Genomic DNA, 21,221 nt, shown 5'->3' with positions numbered 1-21,221 from the left:
GATTTTGCTCCTGTCGGAGTTAAACTTATCCAAGTGCGGTAGAAAATTCTTGCGTTTTTTACACCGCACTTGAGCGTACTTTAGCGTTTGCTACTCAGATTACTCTTCGTCCAAATCAATATTAATACCGAGTGAACGAATTTCTTTCATAATTACATTAAAGGATTCTGGTGTACCCGGATCCATTTGTTGGTTGCCGCTGACGATATTTTTATACATCTTCGTACGACCATTCACATCATCGGATTTCACCGTGAGCATTTCTTGTAAGGTGTAAGCGGCACCATAAGCTTCAAGCGCCCAAACCTCCATCTCACCGAAACGCTGACCACCGAATTGTGCTTTACCACCCAATGGCTGTTGGGTAACAAGACTATAAGAACCTGTTGAACGTGCGTGCATTTTGTCATCAACTAAGTGGTTCAATTTGAGCATATACATATAACCTACGGTTACTGGACGCTCAAATTTCTCACCCGTGCGACCATCATAAAGGGTAATTTGCCCTGATGTTGGTAAGCCGCCAAGCTCTAGTAAGCCCTTAATTTCTTCTTCGTGCGCCCCGTCAAATACTGGCGTTGCCAATGGTAAACCTTTGCGTAAGTTTTGTGCTAAACGCATTACTTCTTCATCAGTAAAGGTTGAAAGATCCACTTTTTGTGAACCGCCACCTAAGTCGTAGGCTTTTTGGATATAGCCACGCAATTTCTCAACATCTTGTTTTTGTTTGATCATTGCGTTGATTTGATCACCAATTCCTTTCGCCGCTAAACCTAAGTGCGTTTCAAGAATCTGACCGATGTTCATACGCGAAGGTACGCCCAGCGGGTTCAATACGATGTCTACTGGCTGACCGTTTTCGTCATACGGCATATCTTCAACTGGGTTGATTTTTGAGATAACCCCTTTGTTACCGTGGCGACCTGCCATTTTATCACCCGGTTGGATTTGGCGTTTCACCGCAAGATATACTTTCACCACTTTCAATACGCCCGGTGCAAGATCATCACCTTGAATGATTTTGCCACGTTTCACTTCGAGTTTATGCTCAAAGTCTTTACGGAGTTCTTCATATTGCTCCGCAAGTTGCTCTAACTGGCTTTGTTTTTCTTCGTCTGAAAGGGTTTGTTCTAACCATTTAGTGCGGTCTAATTTATCTAACTGTGTCGCGTCCATTCCGCCTGAAATCAATACATTGCGAACGCGTGCAAACAAGCCTGCTTCTAAGATCTCTAATTCTTCAACGAGGTCTTTCTTCGCTTGTTTTAACTGCATTTCTTCGATTTCTAAGGCACGTTTATCTTTTTCTACGCCATCACGGGTGAACACTTGAACATCAATAACTGTACCAGATACGCTGTTTGGTACGCGTAATGAAGAATCTTTTACATCAGATGCTTTTTCACCAAAGATTGCGCGTAATAATTTTTCTTCTGGGGTTAATTGGGTTTCACCTTTTGGTGTTACTTTCCCCACAAGAATATCGCCACCTTTTACTTCCGCACCGATATAGACGATCCCTGATTCATCAAGTTTGCTTAATGCCGCTTCACCTACGTTCGGAATATCGGCAGTGATTTCTTCAGAACCAAGTTTGGTATCACGCGCCACACAAGAAAGCTCTTGAATGTGAATGGTAGTGAAACGATCTTCTTGCACCACACGCTCAGACACTAACATTGAGTCTTCGAAGTTATAACCATTCCAAGGCATAAATGCCACGCGCATATTTTGACCAAGGGCAAGTTCACCTAAATCCGTTGAAGGACCATCAGCAAGGATTTCACCACGTTCAATTGGCTCACCTAATTTCACGCAAGGAATTTGGTTAATACAGGTATTTTGGTTAGAGCGGGTATATTTCACTAAGTTGTAAATATCAATCCCTGCTTCACCTGCAACAGTTTCATCTTCGTTTACTTTTACAACGATACGCGAAGCATCAACGTATTGGATTGTTCCACCACGTTTTGCTACAACCGCAACACCAGAGTCTAACGCCACCGGTTTTTCCATACCTGTACCGACTAATGGTTTATCCGCCCGCAAGGTTGGCACGGCTTGGCGTTGCATGTTCGCCCCCATCAAGGCACGGTTCGCATCATCGTGTTCAAGGAACGGGATAAGCGCCGCTGCCACAGAAACGATTTGTTGGGTCGATACGTCCATATAGTGAATTTCTTCTGGACGGTATAAACCAGACTCACCATGCTCACCACGACAGGTTACGAAGGTATCGGTAAAACGTAACTCATCATCTAAGTTAGAGTTTGCCTGTGCGATGATATATTTGCCTTCTTCAATGGCGGATAAATATTCGATTTCTTCGGTTACTTGACCATTTACCACTTTACGATATGGGGTTTCTAAGAAACCATAGTCGTTAGTACGTGCATACACCGCTAATGAGTTGATCAAACCGATGTTTGGCCCTTCAGGGGTTTCAATTGGACACACACGACCATAATGGGTTGCGTGAACATCTCGCACCTCAAAGCCCGCACGCTCACGGGTTAAACCACCCGGCCCTAAGGCAGAAATACGGCGTTTATGCGTTACTTCTGAAAGCGGGTTGTTTTGATCCATAAATTGGGAAAGCTGTGATGAACCAAAGAATTCTTTCACCGCGGCTGAAATTGGTTTCGCATTGATTAAATCTTGTGGGGTTACCGCTTCAAGATCACCTAAAGAAAGACGCTCTTTCACTGCACGCTCAACACGCACTAAACCAATACGGAATTGGTTTTCTGCCATTTCACCCACAGAACGGATACGACGGTTACCTAAGTGGTCAATGTCGTCCACTTCACCGCGACCATTACGAATATCAATGAGCTTTCTCATCACATTCACAATGTCTTCTTTGCTTAAAATGCCGCTGCCTGTAGTTTCTTCAATACCTAAAGAGCGGTTAAATTTCATACGACCTACCGCTGATAAATCATAGCGATCTGGTGAGAAGAACAGGTTATCAAATAAACCTTCTGCCGCTTCTTTTGTCGGTGGCTCACCCGGACGCATCATACGGTAAATTTCCACTAATGCACTTAGGCGATCGGTGGTTGGATCAACGCGTAAGGTGTCAGAAATATAAGGGCCGTAGTCTAAATCGTTAGTGAACAGGATTTCGATGGTTTTATAACCTGCTTGCGATAATTTCGCTAAAATCTCAAGGGAGATCTCGCCATTCGCAGGACAAATCACCTCACCCGTTTCTAGATCCACATAATCTTTCGCTGCCACTTTACCCACAATATATTCTGTTGGCACTTCAACTTGGGTAACGTTATCTTTTTCTAAGGCACGGATATGGCGAGCGGTGATACGGCGACCTACTTCCACATAGGTTTTGCCATTTGCCACAATATCGAAAGTCGCGGTTTCACCACGCAATCTTTCTGGCACTAAATCCATTAATAATTTATTGTCTTCGATTTGGAAAATCACTTTATCGAAGAATAAATTTAAAATTTCTTCTGTGGTGTAATTTAACGCACGCAGAATAATGGTCGCAGGCAATTTACGGCGACGGTCAATACGTGCATATAAGTTATCTTTTGGATCAAATTCAAAATCCAACCAAGAACCACGGTAAGGAATAATGCGTGCGTTATAAAGCACTTTTCCTGACGAGTGGGTTTTACCTTTATCGCTATCAAAGAAAACGCCTGGGCTACGGTGTAATTGTGAAACAATAACACGCTCAGTACCATTAATCACAAAGGTACCATTGTCTGTCATTAATGGGATTTCACCCATATAGACTTCTTGCTCTTTAATATCTTTGATTGTGCCAGGGGCGGCATCTTTGTCGTAGCTCACAAGGCGTAATTTTACACGCAATGGGGCGGCATAAGTTGTACCACGAATTTGACATTCACGTACGTCAAATACAGGCTCGCCTAAGCGGTAGCTCACATATTGCAATTCGGTGTTGCCGTTGTTGCTGACAATCGGGAACACAGAACGGAACGCCGCTTCTAACCCTTGCTGACCTTCAGGATCTCTTTGGATAAATTTATCAAAAGAATCAAGTTGAATAGTTAATAAATAAGGTACATTTAAAACTTGCGGACGTTTGCCGAAGTCTTTACGAATACGTTTTTTCTCAGTATAGGAGTAACCCATTGGTTTTCCTCAATAAATTTTAGTGAGACCGAGTCGATATAAAACAAAAGTGCGGTCATTTTTTCACACAGTTTTTTATATCAATGATGAATCCGTTTTTAGATACCGCACTCTGAACCTTACTTCTGATGAACGGGCTGCCATCAAATTACCTAGAAATAAGCAATTTTGCCTATCTAAAAGAGAAATTTAACTTGATGATAACGCAACAAAACGGGAATTATTCAGTATATTTTTAATCCAAAATTGGCTTTGCGAATTAAAAATGGCTGGCTATTATAGTGGATTACAGCAACTTAGGTCAAGCAATTAATTTAAACCGTCCAATCTTGCCACTTTAAAGAAGAAATCCGCTGAAATTCCTTAACATTATGAGTAACAAGTACCGCATCACAAGCTAATGCGTGGCAAGCAATCCAAAGATCATTGCCGCCAATAGGCGTACCTTGACGTTTTAATTTATCTGCCCATATGCCATAGAACTCACAAATTTCTTTGGGAGGAAGAAGTACAGAAATACGTTGGGTTATGCGTGCTATATTTTCCCGAGCTTTCAGTGAATGAGTACTACCATTAGCCCCTTTTAATAATTCTGCATAAGTAATAAAACTCATTACTAATTTATCTTGTGTACTTAATTGTGCAACCCGCTCTGTAACCTTGAGCGGTTTGTTTTTCATTAAATAAATCAAAATATTGGTATCAAGCATATAAATCATAGGGTTTCTCTTTCTTGTGGCGGTTCAATATCGCGATCTTCTAATGCTTGAATAAAATCATCGTCAAATCCTGAAAATAAATCGAGAAAACTTACATCCGCTTTAGGTTTGATCGGGCGTAAAATAATATCGCCATTTTCACCATATAATATTTCTACTGTATCAACCTCTAATCGAAAGCTTAATGGAATACGTACAGCTTGGCTATTACCACTTTGGAAAACTTTTGTTATTACCATAATAACCTCTCAGAGTATATACTTTATAAAATAAGTATATATTAGATAACTCTAAGCCATATTGCAAATGAATGAACAAAAAATAAAAAACCCCGATATTTCTATCAGGGCTTTTAGAACCAGAATGGGTAATAGAAAAATCAAAATTATTTGATTTCTACTTGTGCACCCGCTTCTTCTAATTCTTTCTTAAGTGCTTCAGCTTCTGCTTTAGCGATGCCTTCTTTCAATACTGCTGGTGCAGATTCAACTAAGTCTTTCGCTTCTTTTAAGCCTAAGCCAGTTGCACCACGTACCGCTTTGATTACTGCTACTTTGTTAGCACCTGCTGCTGCAAGAACTACATCAAATTCAGTTTTCTCTTCTGCTGCAGCTGCGTCACCGCCAGCTGCTACTGCTACTGCAGCCGCTGCTGCTGAAACACCGAATTTTTCTTCCATCGCAGTGATTAATTCTACGATTTCAGTTACTGATTTAGAAGCAATCGCTTCAATGATTTGTTCGTTAGTTAATGACATAACAATCAATTCCTAAAGTAAATAAATTAAACCGAGTAAGAAAGGCTTGAATTAAGCCGCTTCTTGTAATTTGTCGCGTAATGCTGCAAGCGTACGAACAAGTTTTCCTGCTGCCGCTTCTTTCATTGTACCCATTAAACGTGCAATTGCTTCGTCGTAAGTTGGTAATGTTGCTAAGAATTCAACATCTTGGATCTTACCTTCAAAGGCTGCACCTTTAATTTCAAACTTATCATTTGCTTTTGCAAAATCTTTGAACAAACGTGCTGCTGCACCTGGGTGTTCAGTAGAGAATGCGATAAGTGTTGGACCTACAAACGCATCTTTTAAGCATTCGTAATCAGTGCCTTCAACTGCACGGCGTAATAATGTGTTACGCACAACACGCATTGAAACACCAGCTTCACGAGCTGCTTTACGTAATTCAGTCATTTTATCTACAGTAACACCGCGAGAATCCGCGATTACTGCTGATAGGGCACCTTTGGCTGCTTCATTTACTTCAGCAACAATTGCTTGTTTGTCTTGAAGATTTAATGCCATTGGCTTTAGCTCCTGATACACTCCGCCAAAGCGGAACTTACAAAAAATCTTAAAAAAACCGACCGCACTTTATAAACAAGCCAGTCTGCTTTTCTAAGCCTAAGGTGTCCAGAAGCAGAAAATTCTGTCTGTTCACCATCTACGTAGGATTTAAATTAAGAAATCGCTCACGCCATTTCACCTACGGTCTTGGACGGGGCTTGTATTGGCAAGCACCATCAATATTTTGCACTTCGCTCTTAAAGACAACGTACAAAATTAAGGTGGCCAATTATAGTTATTTTTTAAACAAAGTAAAGCACTATTTGCACATTAGCCACGGAAAAAGTGCGGTCAAAAATTACCGCACTTTTCTATAAAACAGGATTATAGGCTGCTTTGATCGATCGCAACGCCTGCACCTTGAGTGGTAGAAAGACTTACTTTCTTAATGAACACGCCTTTCGCTGAAGCAGGTTTTGCTTTAGTTAAGGCTGCCAATAATGCTTGTAAGTTTTCTTTTAATTGCTCAGGGGTGAAGTCCGCTTTACCAATTGTGGTGTGAATGATACCGTTTTTATCATTACGGTAACGCACCTGACCTGATTTCGCATTTTTCACGGCTTCTGCAACGTTTGGTGTTACTGTACCCACTTTAGGGTTTGGCATTAAGCCACGCGGCCCTAAAATTTGACCTAATTGACCAACAACACGCATTGCATCTGGAGAAGCGATAACCACATCAAAGTCCATTTCGCCTTTTTTGATGCGTTCTGCTAAATCTTCCATACCCACTAAATCTGCACCTGCTTCTTTCGCAGCGTCTGCATTTGCACCTTGAGTGAACACAGCAACGCGAACGTTACGACCTGTACCGTTTGGCAATACAGTCGCACCACGCACGTTTTGGTCAGATTTACGTGCATCAATACCTAAATTTACTGCCACATCAATGCTTTCTACGAATTTAGGGCTAGTAAATTGTTTTAATACTGCGATCGCATCATTGATCTCATAAGCTTTGGTTGAATCAACACCCGCTTTGATTGCTTTCATACGTTTGGTTAGTTTAGCCATTGATTAGTCCTCCACTACCAAACCCATTGAACGTGCAGTACCTTCAATAGATTTCATCTTAGTTTCAATTGTTGCACCGGTCATATCTGCTGCTTTTGTTTCAGCGATTTCACGGATTTGAGCTTTAGTTACAGTACCCACTTTATCTTTATTCGGTTTACCAGAACCTGATTTGATACCGGCTGCTTTTTTCAATAATACAGCTGCTGGTGGAGTTTTTGTAACAAAAGTGAATGAACGGTCTGCATAAACAGTAATAACAACTGGAATCGGTAAACCTTTTTCTAAGCTTTCAGTACGTGCGTTGAATGCTTTACAGAATTCCATAATGTTCACACCTTGTTGACCTAATGCTGGACCAACTGGTGGTGAAGGGTTAGCCATACCTGCTGCAACTTGCAACTTAACATAGGCTTGAACTTTCTTTGCCATTTTAATTTCCTCGTTATGGGTGATAACGCTTTTCAGCTCCCCGTTAATTGAAACACATCAAAGATGCTTTACATAAAACCACGAGCAAGATGGCTTGCTCGTGGTAGATTGCGGATTATACGCTAACTATTTTTACAACTCAACAAAATAGTATTGCTATTTTAGAGATATGCCTTTGATCTTCGGCTAATCTCTTCATCGCTATATCCCCTGTTTTTTAATAATTGTTTAATACCGACAGCTTCGGCAAATCTTTTTTGTCGTCCCAAATCTGCCAATTTTTCAAATAACGCACTATCAGAAAGATGGTCAAATTCCATCATTACACGACGTTTTTGCTCATTCATCTCTCTACCTTTATCTAAAGCAGAACCAACCACTTTGCCTACGGCATCCCAAAATCCCATAATTACTTTTCCTTATTTAATTTTAATCAATAACTTTCCATTCAGATTGATGACAGTTGTTACAACTATATCCTTTCTGAATAATCCAAGAAACAATTTCATCTTTGAATACAAGCATTGCTGTACCACCTGTAACAAGAGCTATACAGATAGGTAAAGCAAATCCAGTTCCTGCAAAAAAATAAGTAACCCAAGCCCAAAATCCACCTATTGGCATTGCTCCACCTATTATTTTAATAATTGGGGCTGTCCTAGATAACAACTAAAAAATCTATTTAGGTTAGAATGAACCAATGAGAAAAAGTCGTCTAAGTCAGCACAAACAAAATAAACTCATTGAGCTATTTGTTGCAGGTGTTACTGCAAGGACAGCAGCAGAGTTAGTCAATGTAAACAAAACGACTGCCGCATATTACTTTCATCGTTTATGCCAACTCATCTATCAAAACAGCCTTCACTTAGAGATGTTTGAAGGTGAAATTGAAGCCGATGAAAGTTATTTTGGCGGTGCTCGCAAAGGCAAACGTGGTCGTGGTGCGGCAGGGAAAATTGCGGTATTCGGGCTTCTCAAGCGCAATGGCAAGGTTTATACCGTTGCGGTTCCAAATACGCAATCTGCCACCTTGTTACCCATTATTCGGGAGCAGGTAAAGCCTGATAGTATTGTTTACACCGATAATTATCGTAGTTATGACGTGCTTGATGTGAGTGAATTTAGTCATTTTCGTATCAATCACAGCACACATTTTGCTGAAAATCATAACCACATTAACGGAATTGAGAATTTTTGGAGCCAAGCAAAACGCCATTTACGCAAATTTAATGGTATCCCAAAAGCGCATTTTGAGCTTTATTTAAAGGAATGTGAATGGCGTTTTAATTACAGCAACATAAAAAGTCAAATTTCTATTTTAAAACAATTGGTTAAAGGGAGTTTAGTCTAGTTATCTAGGACAGCCCCTAATAATTAATGAAATATTAACTTCTTCTATCAATCCACATTTTTGGCACTTTATTTTCATCAGTTTACCTTTACTTCATTGAACGACATTTTTTACACCAACTCTGATTAGTTGCATTGCCTCCAAGAGTTATATATCCAAATTTTTCTTCTAATTCTTGTGCTGATTTTGCTGTAACCTGCCTACACTTAGGACAAGTGTGTGGCAATCTGATACTCCCTCCCATACAAACCTCTATACACACTTAATAGATAATAATGAATTACACAACTTTAATTTAAATGTGCTAAAATTCTAATCAAGTTAAGAAAAGAGATCCAATATCAAACAAGACAATAACCTACCTTCATTGTCAAAATAAAATCAATTTAGGAAAAATAAAAATGAATACTCTTCATAATAAAATTCGTTTAATGCGTGAGGCTCACCAATGGTCTCAAGAAGATATGGCAAATAAAATGAATATGTCAGTTAGTGGGTACTCAAAAATTGAGCGAGGAGAAAGTAAGCTCTATTATGATAAACTTGTACAAATTGCCAAAATATTCAATATTGAAGTTTGCGAATTAGTTGACTTTGATAAAGGTGTCGTCTTTTTTATGAATGAAAATAGCGACTATATTTATACAAACTATGCTAATAATGACCAAGCTCTCTCTGCTGAAAACGAAAAACTCAAACTTATCATCACGCACAAAGAAGAGCTTCTAAAACAAAAAGAAAAAGAAATTCGGCAGTTAGAAGAAATTATCCGATTGTTGAAAAAGGAATAAAGTAACGGCTTTATTCCTTAAAGTGCGGTCGTTTTTTTACTGTTTTTTAAAACCGTTCGCAAGAAACCGTTGCGATTTCTTTATCGCCTTTAGAAACCGTTACCCCTCCGCTGAACTCATGTTCATCGCTCACACGGTTTTCCGATTTATACACCACATAATAATATTGCCCATTTTTAAGGTTATAGGCTTCCCAATAAGATCCCACGCCGTTCCATTTTTCAGAACGTGCTTCAACATCAGCAATTTTGTTTTTAAAAACTAACTCGGGCTTGCCTGGTTTGCCAAAACTGTACTCATAATATCCCTCGCTTTCTATTAAGGCAATTTGCTTACCTTTCGCCGTAAAACAAGAAAACACAATATAATCTTCTGCCAAGAGCGGTGAAGAACAAAGCCCTGCAAGCAGAAATAGCCCTAGATATTTTTTCATTTTATTCACCCAAATAAACCCAAAGAAAAAGGTAAGCCTTAGCTTACCTTTTGTATATTAACTATTTTTTTCTACCTGACTAAATTCAAGCTCCACAGGAGTCGCTCGACCAAAAATAGAAACGGACACTTTTAAACGCCCTTTATCATAATCAATTTCTTCCACCGTACCATTAAAGTCAGCAAATGGTCCTTCTTTAACACGCACTTCTTCACCCGGTTGGAAGACAGTTCTTGGTTTTGGTTTGTCGGAATTTTGCTCAAGTCGATTTAAGATGATATCCGCTTCGCGATTGCTGATTGGTGCTGGTTTATCTGGCGTTCCGCCGATAAAACCCATTACACGCGGCACACTACGCACGAGCTGCCAAGTATAATCGTTCATTTCCATCTGTACCAAAACATAACCTGGAAAATATTTACGCTCACTTTTACGGCGTTTACCCCCGACATTTTCAACCACTTCTTCGGTAGGCACTAAGACTTCACCAAATTGCTCTTCCATTTGGTGCAATTTAATATATTCGCGTAATGTTGCTGCTACACGGCCTTCAAAGCCAGAAAATGCTTGTAACACATACCAGCGTTTCTTTGCTGTATTCTCTGCCATTTTAGAACCTCAAATTTGTTAAGAAATTAATTACAGAAACAATAATAGAATCAAGCCCCCACAAGATTAGAGAAACAATAACCGTAACAGTCACCACAATTAAGGTTGTCTGCATTGCCTCTTGACGAGTCGGCCAAACAATTTTTCTTAATTCTGTATATGAATCTCTCAAAAAGAGTCTTGCTTTTACACCTTGATTAGTTATTGCAAGAATAACAAGAGTAATAAGTAATAAAATTACGATTCCAACAACTCGAATTGGAGTAGAAAATTGGTTAGCAAAATAAATATTGCCTACCGCAGAAATAACAATAATGCAGATTGCCAATAGCCACAAAAACGTATTTAGCCCTTTTGACTTTTGATTACTTTCCGCCCCTTGAGCATGTTTATGTTTATGAATGTCTAACGCCATAATGTTTATCCATTATTTAATTTTATATTGGGATATACTTCGAACGGTGAATTGTATCATTTTCTTATTTTATTGCCTATTAAAAATAAGAGAAATTTTCACGATTTCATACAATAAGGGCATAAATCTATACAAAGAAAAAATTCTTAAAAATTATACCGCACTTTATTTATTCTTTTATGCCAAGTGCAGTCATTTTTTCATTGAGAAATCCAAGCAAAACAAAAGGGCATCTTTCGATGCCCTCTCTTAACTTTCTAGTGTTACCTAGCAATATCATCATTATTTGATGATTTTCGCTACCACGCCCGCACCTACTGTACGACCACCTTCACGAATCGCAAAGCGTAAACCTTGGTCCATCGCGATTGGGTGAATTAAGCTTACTGTCATTTTGATGTTATCGCCTGGCATTACCATTTCCACGCCTTCTGGTAACTCGATTGTTCCTGTTACGTCAGTTGTACGGAAATAGAATTGTGGACGGTAACCTTTGAAGAATGGAGTATGACGACCACCTTCTTCTTTTGATAATACGTAAACTTCTGATTCGAAGTCTGTGTGTGGTGTGATTGAACCTGGTTTCGCTAATACCTGACCACGTTCGATTTCTTCACGTTTTGTACCACGTAATAATGCACCGATGTTTTCACCCGCACGACCTTCGTCAAGTAATTTACGGAACATTTCTACACCTGTTACGGTCGTTTTCGCAGTTTCTTTGATACCTACGATTTCTACTTCATCACCAGTGCGGATAATACCACGCTCTACACGGCCTGTTACTACGGTACCACGACCTGAGATTGAGAATACGTCTTCGATTGGTAATAGGAATGGTTGGTCAATCGCACGCTCTGGCTCTGGAATGTAAGTGTCTAAGTGGTTTGCTAACTCAAGGATTTTTTCTTCCCATGCCGCATCGCCTTCTAACGCTTTTAACGCTGAACCACGTACGATTGGTGTATCATCACCTGGGAAATCATATTGAGAAAGAAGTTCACGCACTTCCATTTCTACTAATTCTAATAACTCTTCGTCATCTACCATATCGCATTTGTTTAAGAATACGATGATGTATGGTACACCTACTTGGCGTCCTAATAAGATGTGCTCACGAGTTTGTGGCATTGGGCCGTCTGTCGCTGCTACTACAAGAATTGCACCGTCCATTTGTGCCGCACCAGTGATCATATTTTTAACATAGTCCGCGTGCCCTGGGCAGTCAACGTGTGCATAGTGGCGAGTTGGGGTATCGTATTCAACGTGTGAGGTGTTGATGGTGATACCACGTGCTTTTTCTTCTGGTGCATTATCAATTTGATCAAATGCACGTGCTGAACCACCGTAGTGTTTCGCTAATACTGTGGTGATTGCTGCTGTTAAAGTTGTTTTACCATGGTCAACGTGGCCGATTGTACCCACGTTTACGTGCGGTTTTGTACGTTCAAATTTTTCTTTAGACATTGCTAATGTTTCCTTTAAGTGAAATTTCGTAGCACCTTGAGATGCTACGAAGTTTTATTGAATCAAAAATTATTTTTTACGTGCTTCAATTACTGCAGCTGCAACACTTGAAGGTGCTTCAGCATATTTCAATGGTTCCATTGAGTATGATGCACGACCTTGAGTTTGTGAACGAAGATCTGTTGCATAACCAAACATTTCAGAAAGTGGAACTTCTGCATTGATTTTAACAACAAATTCGCTTGCTTCTTGGCCATTTACCATAGCACGACGACGGCTTAAATCACCAATTACATCACCCACATACTCCGGTGGAGTTTCAACTTCCACTTTCATAATTGGCTCAAGTAATACTGGGTTTGCTTTGCTAAATGCTGCTTTAAACGCTAATGATGCAGCAAGTTTAAACGCTAACTCAGATGAGTCCACATCGTGGTATGAACCGAAGTGTAAACGTACACCTAAATCTACTACTGGGTAGCCCGCTAATGGACCAGATTTAAGTTGCTCTTGAATACCTTTATCAACCGCTGGGATATATTCACCAGGAATTACACCACCTTTGATTTCGTTGACAAATTCGTAACCTGGACCTTCTGGATCTAATGGGTACAAGTCGATAACAATGTGACCATATTGACCGCGACCACCAGATTGTTTTGCGTGTTTACCTTCAACATCATTCACGCGAGTACGGATAGTTTCACGGTAAGATACTTGTGGTTTACCGATGTTTGCTTCCACTTTAAACTCACGTTTCATACGGTCAACGATGATATCTAAGTGTAACTCACCCATACCAGAAATAATGGTTTCACCTGATTCTTCGTCGGTATGAACACGGAATGAAGGGTCTTCTTGTGCAAGACGTCCTAACGCTAAGCCCATTTTCTCTTGGTCAGCTTTTGTTTTCGGCTCTACCGCAACAGAAATTACTGGCTCTGGGAATTCCATACGTTCAAGAATGATTGGTGCATCAACTGCACATAATGTATCACCTGTACCCACATCTTTTAAACCGATCGCTGCTGCAATATCTCCTGCACGAACTTCTTTGATTTCTTCACGTTTGTTTGCGTGCATTTGTACGATACGACCAAAACGTTCACGTTTATCTTTCACAGAGTTCAATACGGTTGCACCAGACTCAACCACACCAGAATATACACGGAAGAAGGTTAAGTTACCCACGAATGGGTCGGTTGCAATTTTGAATGCAAGTGCTGCAAACGGTTCATTATCATCTGCGTGACGCTCGCCTTCTGTTTCATCTGGGTTAATCCCTTTAATTGAAGCGATGTCTGTTGGTGCTGGTAAGTAATCAATTACCGCGTCAAGCATTGCTTGCACACCTTTGTTCTTGAACGCAGAACCACAGGTTACAAGAATGATTTCTGTCGCTAATGCACGCTGACGAAGTGCACCTTTGATTTCTTCTTCAGTTAATTCTTCACCTCCAAGGTATTTTTCCATTAACTCCTCTGAAGCTTCAGCTGCAGATTCAACTAAATTTTGACGCCACTCTTCACATAAATCAAGCATATCCGCAGGAATATCATCATAGGTAAATGTCATACCTTGATCCGCTTCATTCCAGTTAATTGCTTTCATCTTGATCAGGTCAACAACACCTTTGAAGTTTTCTTCAGCCCCGATTGGAAGTTGAAGAGGGACAGCATTTCCCCCTAAGCGAGTTTTGATTTGCTCAACAACGCGTAGGAAGTTTGCACCTGTACGGTCCATTTTATTTACGAACGCAATACGAGGTACTTTATATTTATTTGCTTGACGCCATACCGTTTCAGACTGAGGTTGAACACCACCTACTGCACAGTACACCATTACCGCACCATCAAGAACACGCATTGAACGTTCTACTTCGATAGTAAAGTCAACGTGTCCCGGCGTGTCGATAACGTTAATACGGTGTTGTGGGTATTGTTGCGACATACCAGACCAGAAAGCCGTTGTTGCCGCAGAAGTGATGGTAATACCACGCTCTTGTTCTTGTTCCATCCAGTCCATGGTAGCTGCACCATCGTGCACCTCACCAATTTTGTGACTAACACCTGTATAGAATAGAATACGCTCTGTGGTTGTTGTTTTACCAGCATCAATGTGAGCACTAATCCCGATATTACGATAGTGCTCAATAGGAGTTACACGAGCCATTATTATTTCCTTGTTTGATTTCCTTGCTTGGAATCAATAAATTAAAATTTTAAATATGCACAAGGCTTCACCGCACAAAATGAGATGAAGCCTAGCAATCGTTTGAATAAAAAATTACCAACGGTAATGAGCAAACGCTTTGTTGGCTTCAGCCATACGGTGAACGTCTTCACGTTTTTTCACTGCTGCACCTTTGTTTTCAGAAGCATCAGATAATTCGTTTGCTAAACGTAAAGCCATTGATTTATCACCACGTTTACGCGCTGCTTCAACAATCCAACGCATACCTAATGCGTTACGACGAGTTGGGCGTACTTCAACGGGCACTTGATAAGTCGAACCACCAACACGACGAGATTTAACCTCAACAGTTGGACGAACGTTTTCTAATGCGATTTCAAAAGCTTCTAAAGCTTCTTTACCTGTACGTTGAGATAAAGTTTCTAACGCACCATAAACGATAGATTCGGCGATAGATTTTTTACCATCTACCATTAATACATTAATAAATTTCGCAAGTAATTCTGATCCGAACTTTGGATCTGGAAGAATTTTGCGTGGTTCAATACGACGACGACGTGGCATTGCAATTTCTCCGTTTTTTAATCTTCAGGATTATCCAAAACTCTGTTGTGTAAGAGAGCTTACGTTTACTGGAGTTTATGATAATTATTTAATTTAATTAGCGTTTGGCCTTACTTAACGGAGAACCATTAAGCTTTAGGACGTTTCACGCCGTATTTAGAACGACCTTGTTTACGATCTTTAACGCCAGCACAGTCTAATGCACCGCGTACAGTGTGATAACGCACACCCGGTAAATCTTTAACACGACCGCCACGGATAAGCACAACGCTGTGCTCTTGAAGGTTATGACCTTCACCGCCGATATAAGAAGTTACTTCGTAACCATTTGTTAAACGAATACGGCATACTTTACGTAATGCTGAGTTCGGTTTTCTAGGTGTAGTTGTGTACACACGAGTACACACGCCACGTTTCTGCGGGCAAGCCTCTAATGCAGGAACGTTGCTTTTTACAACCTTTTTAACACGCGGTTTGCGTACTAGCTGGTTGATAGTTGCCATTAAAAAAGCTCCAGTTTATTAAATGTTATTCATAAAAGAATGTTTACTTTTTACTCTATCTTAGAATAGATAGACGCCGAATTTTAATCTTGAATGCGTGCAATGTCAAGGCTAAGAAAAACATCGTCTAAAACTGACCGCACTTTAAAAAAGATAATTTATAGCAAAATGTTATAAGGCATAATTTTTGGGGCTGTCCTAGATAACTAGACTAAACTCCCTTTAACCAATTGTTTTAAAATAGAAATTTGACTTTTTATGTTGCTGTAATTAAAACGCCATTCACATTCCTTTAAATAAAGCTCAAAATGCGCTTTTGGGATACCATTAAATTTGCGTAAATGGCGTTTTGCTTGGCTTCAAAAATTCTCAATTCCGTTAATGTGGTTATGATTTTCAGCAAAATGTGTGCTGTGATTGATACGAAAATGACTAAATTCACTCACATCAAGCACGTCATAACTACGATAATTATCGGTGTAAACAATACTATCAGGCTTTACCTGCTCCCGAATAATGGGTAACAAGGTGGCAGATTGCGTATTTGGAACCGCAACGGTATAAACCTTGCCATTGCGCTTGAGAAGCCCGAATACCGCAATTTTCCCTGCCGCACCACGACCACGTTTGCCTTTGCGAGCACCGCCAAAATAACTTTCATCGGCTTCAATTTCACCTTCAAACATCTCTAAGTGAAGGCTGTTTTGATAGATGAGTTGGCATAAACGATGAAAGTAATATGCGGCAGTCGTTTTGTTTACATTGACTAACTCTGCTGCTGTCCTTGCAGTAACACCTGCAACAAATAGCTCAATGAGTTTATTTTGTTTGTGCTGACTTAGACGACTTTTTCTCATTGGTTCATTCTAACCTAAATAGATTTTTTAGTTGTTATCTAGGACAGCCCCTTATAATTTGTGATAACTCTCAAATTTTTGTCATATTTGTCGCAAGATCGTTAAAATAGCCGCCTTTTTTGTCAGCAGATATTGGCGAGATGGCTTTGTCGCTGTTGTGTCGTAATAAAAATAATAAGAGTAAATGTTATGTCCTTTATAGTTGGTCAGCGTTGGATTAGTGAAAGTGAAAATGATCTTGGGTTGGGATTAATCAGTGAAGTCAATCATCGTACGGTTACGGTGAGCTTCCCCGCCGCCGAAGAAATTCGGATTTATGCCCTCGATAATGCCCCGCTCGTACGCGTGTTGTTTCAGGTGGGCGATGAAATCCGCCATAAAGAAGGCTGGAGTGGCGTGGCCATTGAAGTGCTAAATCATAACGGGCTAGCGTTCTATTTAGTGAAAAAAGACGACGGGCAAGAGGCGATGTTGCAAGAGGCGGAACTCAGCCCGCTAATCACCTTCAGCAAGCCACAAGAGCGTTTATTTGCGGGACAAATCGATCGGGCTAGCCATTTTGTATTGCGTTATCGAGCGTTGCAACAGCGTCAAGCCCAATTTCAATCGCCGTTACGCGGGTTGCGTGGCATTCGTGGCGGCTTAATTCCGCACCAGTTGCATATTGCCAAAGAAGTGGGGCAGCGAATTGCTCCGCGTGTTTTGCTCGCTGATGAAGTGGGACTGGGGAAAACCATTGAAGCGGGTATGATTTTGCAACAGCAACTTTTTGCTGAAAAAGCGGAGCGAATGCTGATTATTGTGCCAGAAACCTTGCAACATCAATGGCTTGTGGAAATGCTCCGCCGTTTTAATTTGCATTTTTCCTTGTTTGATGAAGAGCGTTGTGTCGATTTTGATGGGCTTGATGGGGGCGTGGCGAGCAATCCATTCAAAACCGAGCAACTGATTATTTGTGCGTTGGATTGGCTAGTGCAAGAACCAAAACGAGCCGAACAGCTTGCCAACGCGGATTTTGATTTGCTGATTGTGGACGAAGCCCATCATTTGGCGTGGTCTGAACAAGCTCCAAGTTTGGCTTATCAAATCATTGAGCAACTGACGAAGCACATTCCCGCGGTGCTACTTCTTACTGCCACCCCTGAACAATTAGGGCAAGAAAGCCATTTCGCCCGCTTAAAATTGCTCGATTCCGATCGCTTTTATGATTACAACGCTTTTATGCAAGAACAACAGCATTATCAACCCGTGGCAGAGGCGGTGAACGGCTTGCTCAGCGATCAGCCACTGAGTAACGTAGAGCAACAACATTTAGCCGCCTTGCTTTCCGAGCAAGATATTCAAGGTTTATTGCAAGATCTTGATCAAGAAGAGAAAAAAGCCCAAGCTCGGCAGACGCTGATCGAAAATTTACTCGATCGCCACGGTACAAGCCGTTTATTGTTCCGCAATACCCGCCAAGGGGTGAAAGGTTTTCCGCAACGCCATTATCACGCCATCACCCTGCCATTGCCAAAGCAATACCGCAATGCCATTGGCGTGTTGAATTTATTGGGCGAAGTGAAAAGTGCGGATCTTTTTTACCCTGAACAGATTTTCCAAAAAATGAACCCCGATGTCGCGTGGTGGGATTTCGATCCCCGTGTGGAATGGTTGATTGAATTTTTGACTTCACACCGCGAAGAAAAAGTGCTGGTGATTTGTCATCAAGCACAAACAGCGATCCAACTGGAGCAAGCGTTGCGTGAAAAAGAAGCCATTCGCAGTGCAGTGTTCCACCAAAATATGTCTATTGTGGAACGAGATAAAGCGGCAGCATATTTTGCTCAGCAAGAAGAAGGCGCACAAGTGTTGCTCACCTCAAGCATTGGCTCTGAGGGGCGAAATTTCCAATTCGCCCATCATTTGGTGCTGTTTAACTTGCCTGATAATCCCGATTTATTGGAACAGTGCATCGGGCGTTTAGATCGCATCGGGCAAAAGCAAGACATCGAGATTTACGCCCCTTGCTTTGCTGACAGCCCGCAAGTGTTACTCGCCCAGTGGTATCATCAAGGCTTGAATGCGTTTGAAGAAACCTGCCCGATGGGGGCGACGCTGTTTGAAAAGTGCGGTGCAAAATTACAACAGTTTTTACAGCAAAATACGGCGGACGACGCGTTTAATGATTTTGTTGCCGAAACTAGAACCGAGCGTGATGCCTTGAAAACCCAGCTCTATCAAGGGCGAGATCGCTTATTGGAAATCAACTCCAATGGTGGCACGCAAGCCGCTGAGCTTGCCGCAGCCATTGCGGAGCAAGATGGCTCAAGCGAATTAATCAATTTCACCTTAAATTTATTTGATATTATCGGCGTGGAGCAAGAAGATCTCGGCGAGAAAAGCATCGTTATTCACCCCACAGGCACAATGCTCGTGCCAGATTTCCCAGGCTTGAAAGAAGAGGGCGTAACCGTAACCTTCGATCGCGATCTCGCGGTGGCAAGGGAAGAGGTAGAATTTCTCACTTGGGATCACCCAATGATTCGCAACGGCATTGATTTGATTACCGATGGCGATATTGGCAAAACTGCCGTATCATTGCTCATCAATAACGATCTGCCAGTGGGATCACTGTGGCTTGAACTGATTTATATTGTCGAAGCCCAAGCACCACGTGGCTTACAACTTACCCGCTTCCTTCCGCCAACACCGGTGCGATTGCTGATCGATGGCAAGGGCAATAATTTAGCGGGAAAAGTGGGCTTTGAGCTGTTGCAAAAACAACTCAAGCCGATGGGCAAACAAATGGCAAGCAAAGTGCTGAAAATGTTGCGTCCTGCCATTGAGCAATTATTGCAAGCGGGCGAAAAACACATTGGCGACACCGCCCAACAGCTCATTACGCAGGCACAACAGCGTGCGGAGCAATGCCTTGATAGCGAGCTAACCCGTTTGCAGGCGTTAAAGCAGGTGAATAAAAACATTCGCCAAGATGAAATTGACACATTAAGCACGCAACGTAGCCAAATTCTTGAGCATTTGCATAATGCCTCGTGGCGATTGGACAGCCTGCGTGTGGTCATCAGTAATAAGAGTAAATAATGGCATTAATTGATTACAATCCCCCGCAAGAACCTTGGTTAGACGTGATCTATCACGACAACCACATTTTATTAGTAAATAAACCCAGCGGGCTGCTTTCCGTCCTAGGCAATCAGCCCCAATATTACGACAGTGCAATGTCGCGGGTAAAAGAAAAATACGGTTTTTGCGAACCCGCTCACCGCCTTGATATGGCGACCAGTGGGATTTTGCTGTTCGCGATGAGTAAGCTGGCGGATAAAGAACTCAAGCGTCAGTTTCGTGAACGTGAGCCGAAAAAATCCTATCAAGCCTTAGTGTGGGGGCATTTAGAGGCGGAGAATGGCACGGTGGATCTGCCCTTGATTTGCGATTGGGAAAACCGCCCGCGACAAAAGATTTGTTTTGAGCGGGGGAAAAGTGCGGTAACAAAATTTGAGGTTTTACAACGCCTCCCCAATAACAGCACAAGGGTGAAGCTCACCCCAATTACAGGGCGTTCGCACCAATTAAGGCTACATATGCTTGCCCTTGGCCACCCTATTTTAGGCGATAAGTTTTATGCGCACCCACAAGCGAAAGCGATGTCGCCACGTTTGTGTTTACACGCCCAATCCTTACAAATTCGCCACCCTTTAACGGGCGAAATAATGAATTTCACGGCAGATGTACCGTTTTAATTCATTCTAACCAATCACAGAAATAATGCGGAGAATTGGTGATTTAATGCTACAATTCTCCCCAATTCATTTTTACCAAATAGTAGAGAAATTATGTCCCGTCAAAAAAAAACACGCCGTATCACGGATATTATGCCGACACGCAAAGCGGATAAACCTGCACAAAGCCCCGCGAAATCTCGTGGGCGGAAACTCACCCGCTATGAATTAGATGCCAAAGCCCGTGAAGAAAAAAGAAAGAAAAAACACAAAGGCTTAGCGGCGGGATCGCGTCATAGTAGCCAAGGGGAAAATAAACCCTTGGAGCAAAATCAGGTGCAAGATCCCCGCGTTGGTAGCCGTAAAAAAATCCCATTAGTGGTGGAATTTGTCAATAAACCTGAAAAAGGAATGACCATTCCGCCCGTGGAAGTTACAAAACCGAAAGCCCTTGATCCTATGGTGGAACTTGAACAGCTTGAAAACAACGAATGTTTAAATGATTTGTTGGATCAGCTTGAAGCAGGCAAAACCTTAAATGCCAAAGATCAAGCCTTTGTAGACGAATGCCTTGATCGCATCGCTCAATTAATGGACGAGCTTGGCATTAAAGATGAAGAAGAAAATGCGGAAGATTTATACCGCACTTTTGAAACCATTGATATTAATCAGTTTAAATAA

21 protein-coding genes and 1 pseudogene are annotated in these 21,221 nt (G+C 41.3%); 5 read left to right on the top strand and 17 right to left on the bottom strand.

Annotated features, from left to right (window positions below):
• Positions 1 to 99: 99 nt before the first annotated feature.
• The 9 genes from rpoB to DXZ23_RS03670 form a co-directional block, all read right to left on the bottom strand.
• Positions 100 to 4,128, bottom strand: a complete 4,029-nt coding sequence (gene rpoB, locus DXZ23_RS03710; protein ID WP_017805424.1) for a DNA-directed RNA polymerase subunit beta — start codon at positions 4,126 to 4,128, stop codon at positions 100 to 102.
• A gap of 314 nt (positions 4,129 to 4,442) precedes the next feature.
• Positions 4,443 to 4,847: a type II toxin-antitoxin system VapC family toxin gene (locus tag DXZ23_RS03705; RefSeq protein WP_017805425.1), complete on the bottom strand. Its 405-nt coding sequence runs from the start codon at positions 4,845 to 4,847 to the stop codon at positions 4,443 to 4,445.
• Positions 4,844 to 5,086, bottom strand: coding sequence for an antitoxin (locus DXZ23_RS03700; RefSeq protein ID WP_017805426.1), 243 nt, complete (start codon positions 5,084 to 5,086; stop codon positions 4,844 to 4,846). The genes DXZ23_RS03705 and DXZ23_RS03700 overlap by 4 nt, the downstream gene beginning before the upstream one ends.
• Positions 5,087 to 5,232: 146 nt before the next feature.
• Positions 5,233 to 5,604, bottom strand: a complete 372-nt coding sequence (rplL, locus tag DXZ23_RS03695; protein WP_017805427.1) for a 50S ribosomal protein L7/L12 — start codon at positions 5,602 to 5,604, stop codon at positions 5,233 to 5,235.
• A gap of 51 nt (positions 5,605 to 5,655) precedes the next feature.
• A complete protein-coding gene (rplJ, locus tag DXZ23_RS03690) occupies positions 5,656 to 6,147 on the bottom strand; it encodes a 50S ribosomal protein L10 (RefSeq protein ID WP_017805428.1) in 492 nt (163 codons plus the stop codon).
• 366 nt (positions 6,148 to 6,513) lie between these two features.
• Positions 6,514 to 7,203 (bottom strand): 50S ribosomal protein L1, encoded by a 690-nt coding sequence (rplA, locus tag DXZ23_RS03685; protein WP_017805429.1) that lies wholly within the window; start codon positions 7,201 to 7,203, stop codon positions 6,514 to 6,516.
• 3 nt (positions 7,204 to 7,206) lie between these two features.
• On the bottom strand, positions 7,207 to 7,635 hold the full coding sequence (gene rplK, locus DXZ23_RS03680) for a 50S ribosomal protein L11 (RefSeq protein WP_017805430.1): 429 nt from the start codon (positions 7,633 to 7,635) through the stop codon (positions 7,207 to 7,209).
• Between the two features lie 161 nt (positions 7,636 to 7,796).
• Positions 7,797 to 8,042, bottom strand: coding sequence for a hypothetical protein (locus DXZ23_RS03675; protein ID WP_017805431.1), 246 nt, complete (start codon positions 8,040 to 8,042; stop codon positions 7,797 to 7,799).
• 22 nt (positions 8,043 to 8,064) lie between these two features.
• Positions 8,065 to 8,259, bottom strand: coding sequence for a hypothetical protein (locus tag DXZ23_RS03670; RefSeq protein WP_017805432.1), 195 nt, complete (start codon positions 8,257 to 8,259; stop codon positions 8,065 to 8,067).
• A gap of 76 nt (positions 8,260 to 8,335) precedes the next feature.
• On the opposite strand from DXZ23_RS03670, the gene DXZ23_RS03665 reads away from it, so the two are divergent.
• Together DXZ23_RS03665 and DXZ23_RS03660 are read left to right on the top strand one after the other, a co-directional pair.
• Positions 8,336 to 8,986: an IS1595-like element ISHpa1 family transposase gene (locus tag DXZ23_RS03665; protein ID WP_017805439.1), complete on the top strand. Its 651-nt coding sequence runs from the start codon at positions 8,336 to 8,338 to the stop codon at positions 8,984 to 8,986.
• A 401-nt stretch (positions 8,987 to 9,387) separates the two neighbouring features.
• A complete protein-coding gene (locus DXZ23_RS03660) occupies positions 9,388 to 9,777 on the top strand; it encodes a helix-turn-helix domain-containing protein (RefSeq protein ID WP_017807505.1) in 390 nt (129 codons plus the stop codon).
• Between the two features lie 46 nt (positions 9,778 to 9,823).
• Here the strand turns inward: DXZ23_RS03660 and DXZ23_RS03655 are convergent, their stop codons facing one another.
• The 8 genes and pseudogenes from DXZ23_RS03655 to DXZ23_RS03620 form a co-directional block, all read right to left on the bottom strand.
• Positions 9,824 to 10,210 carry a hypothetical protein gene (locus DXZ23_RS03655; protein WP_017807504.1) on the bottom strand — a complete coding sequence of 129 codons (387 nt, stop codon included), beginning with the start codon at positions 10,208 to 10,210 and terminating at the stop codon, positions 9,824 to 9,826.
• Positions 10,211 to 10,267: 57 nt separating this feature from the next.
• On the bottom strand, positions 10,268 to 10,819 hold the full coding sequence (gene nusG / locus DXZ23_RS03650; RefSeq protein WP_017807503.1) for a transcription termination/antitermination protein NusG: 552 nt from the start codon (positions 10,817 to 10,819) through the stop codon (positions 10,268 to 10,270).
• A 1-nt stretch (position 10,820) separates the two neighbouring features.
• Positions 10,821 to 11,234, bottom strand: coding sequence for a preprotein translocase subunit SecE (secE, locus tag DXZ23_RS03645; RefSeq protein WP_017807502.1), 414 nt, complete (start codon positions 11,232 to 11,234; stop codon positions 10,821 to 10,823).
• Between the two features lie 282 nt (positions 11,235 to 11,516).
• Positions 11,517 to 12,701, bottom strand: a complete 1,185-nt coding sequence (tuf, locus tag DXZ23_RS03640; protein ID WP_017805436.1) for an elongation factor Tu — start codon at positions 12,699 to 12,701, stop codon at positions 11,517 to 11,519.
• Between the two features lie 69 nt (positions 12,702 to 12,770).
• Positions 12,771 to 14,873 carry an elongation factor G gene (gene fusA / locus DXZ23_RS03635; protein ID WP_017805437.1) on the bottom strand — a complete coding sequence of 701 codons (2,103 nt, stop codon included), beginning with the start codon at positions 14,871 to 14,873 and terminating at the stop codon, positions 12,771 to 12,773.
• A gap of 114 nt (positions 14,874 to 14,987) precedes the next feature.
• Entirely contained in the window at positions 14,988 to 15,458 is a 471-nt protein-coding gene (gene rpsG / locus DXZ23_RS03630) for a 30S ribosomal protein S7 (RefSeq protein ID WP_011609791.1), read from the bottom strand.
• A 128-nt stretch (positions 15,459 to 15,586) separates the two neighbouring features.
• Positions 15,587 to 15,961, bottom strand: a complete 375-nt coding sequence (rpsL, locus tag DXZ23_RS03625; RefSeq protein WP_017805438.1) for a 30S ribosomal protein S12 — start codon at positions 15,959 to 15,961, stop codon at positions 15,587 to 15,589.
• Between the two features lie 206 nt (positions 15,962 to 16,167).
• Positions 16,168 to 16,818: pseudogene (locus DXZ23_RS03620) on the bottom strand (IS1595-like element ISHpa1 family transposase).
• A 189-nt stretch (positions 16,819 to 17,007) separates the two neighbouring features.
• Between DXZ23_RS03620 and rapA the strand changes: the two are divergent.
• The 3 genes from rapA to yihI all read left to right on the top strand — a co-directional run bounded on the left by rapA (position 17,008) and on the right by yihI (position 21,221).
• Positions 17,008 to 19,902: an RNA polymerase-associated protein RapA gene (rapA, locus tag DXZ23_RS03615; RefSeq protein ID WP_017805440.1), complete on the top strand. Its 2,895-nt coding sequence runs from the start codon at positions 17,008 to 17,010 to the stop codon at positions 19,900 to 19,902.
• Positions 19,902 to 20,561, top strand: a complete 660-nt coding sequence (gene rluA / locus DXZ23_RS03610; RefSeq protein WP_017805441.1) for a bifunctional tRNA pseudouridine(32) synthase/23S rRNA pseudouridine(746) synthase RluA — start codon at positions 19,902 to 19,904, stop codon at positions 20,559 to 20,561. The genes rapA and rluA overlap by 1 nt, the downstream gene beginning before the upstream one ends.
• A gap of 93 nt (positions 20,562 to 20,654) precedes the next feature.
• Positions 20,655 to 21,221: a Der GTPase-activating protein YihI gene (gene yihI / locus DXZ23_RS03605; RefSeq protein WP_017805442.1), complete on the top strand. Its 567-nt coding sequence runs from the start codon at positions 20,655 to 20,657 to the stop codon at positions 21,219 to 21,221.

This window comes from Avibacterium paragallinarum (assembly GCF_900450705.1).
Taxonomy (GTDB): domain Bacteria; phylum Pseudomonadota; class Gammaproteobacteria; order Enterobacterales; family Pasteurellaceae; genus Avibacterium; species Avibacterium paragallinarum.
Note: the sequence above shows the minus strand (reverse complement) of the source record. Positions and strands in the feature narration are given on the sequence as shown.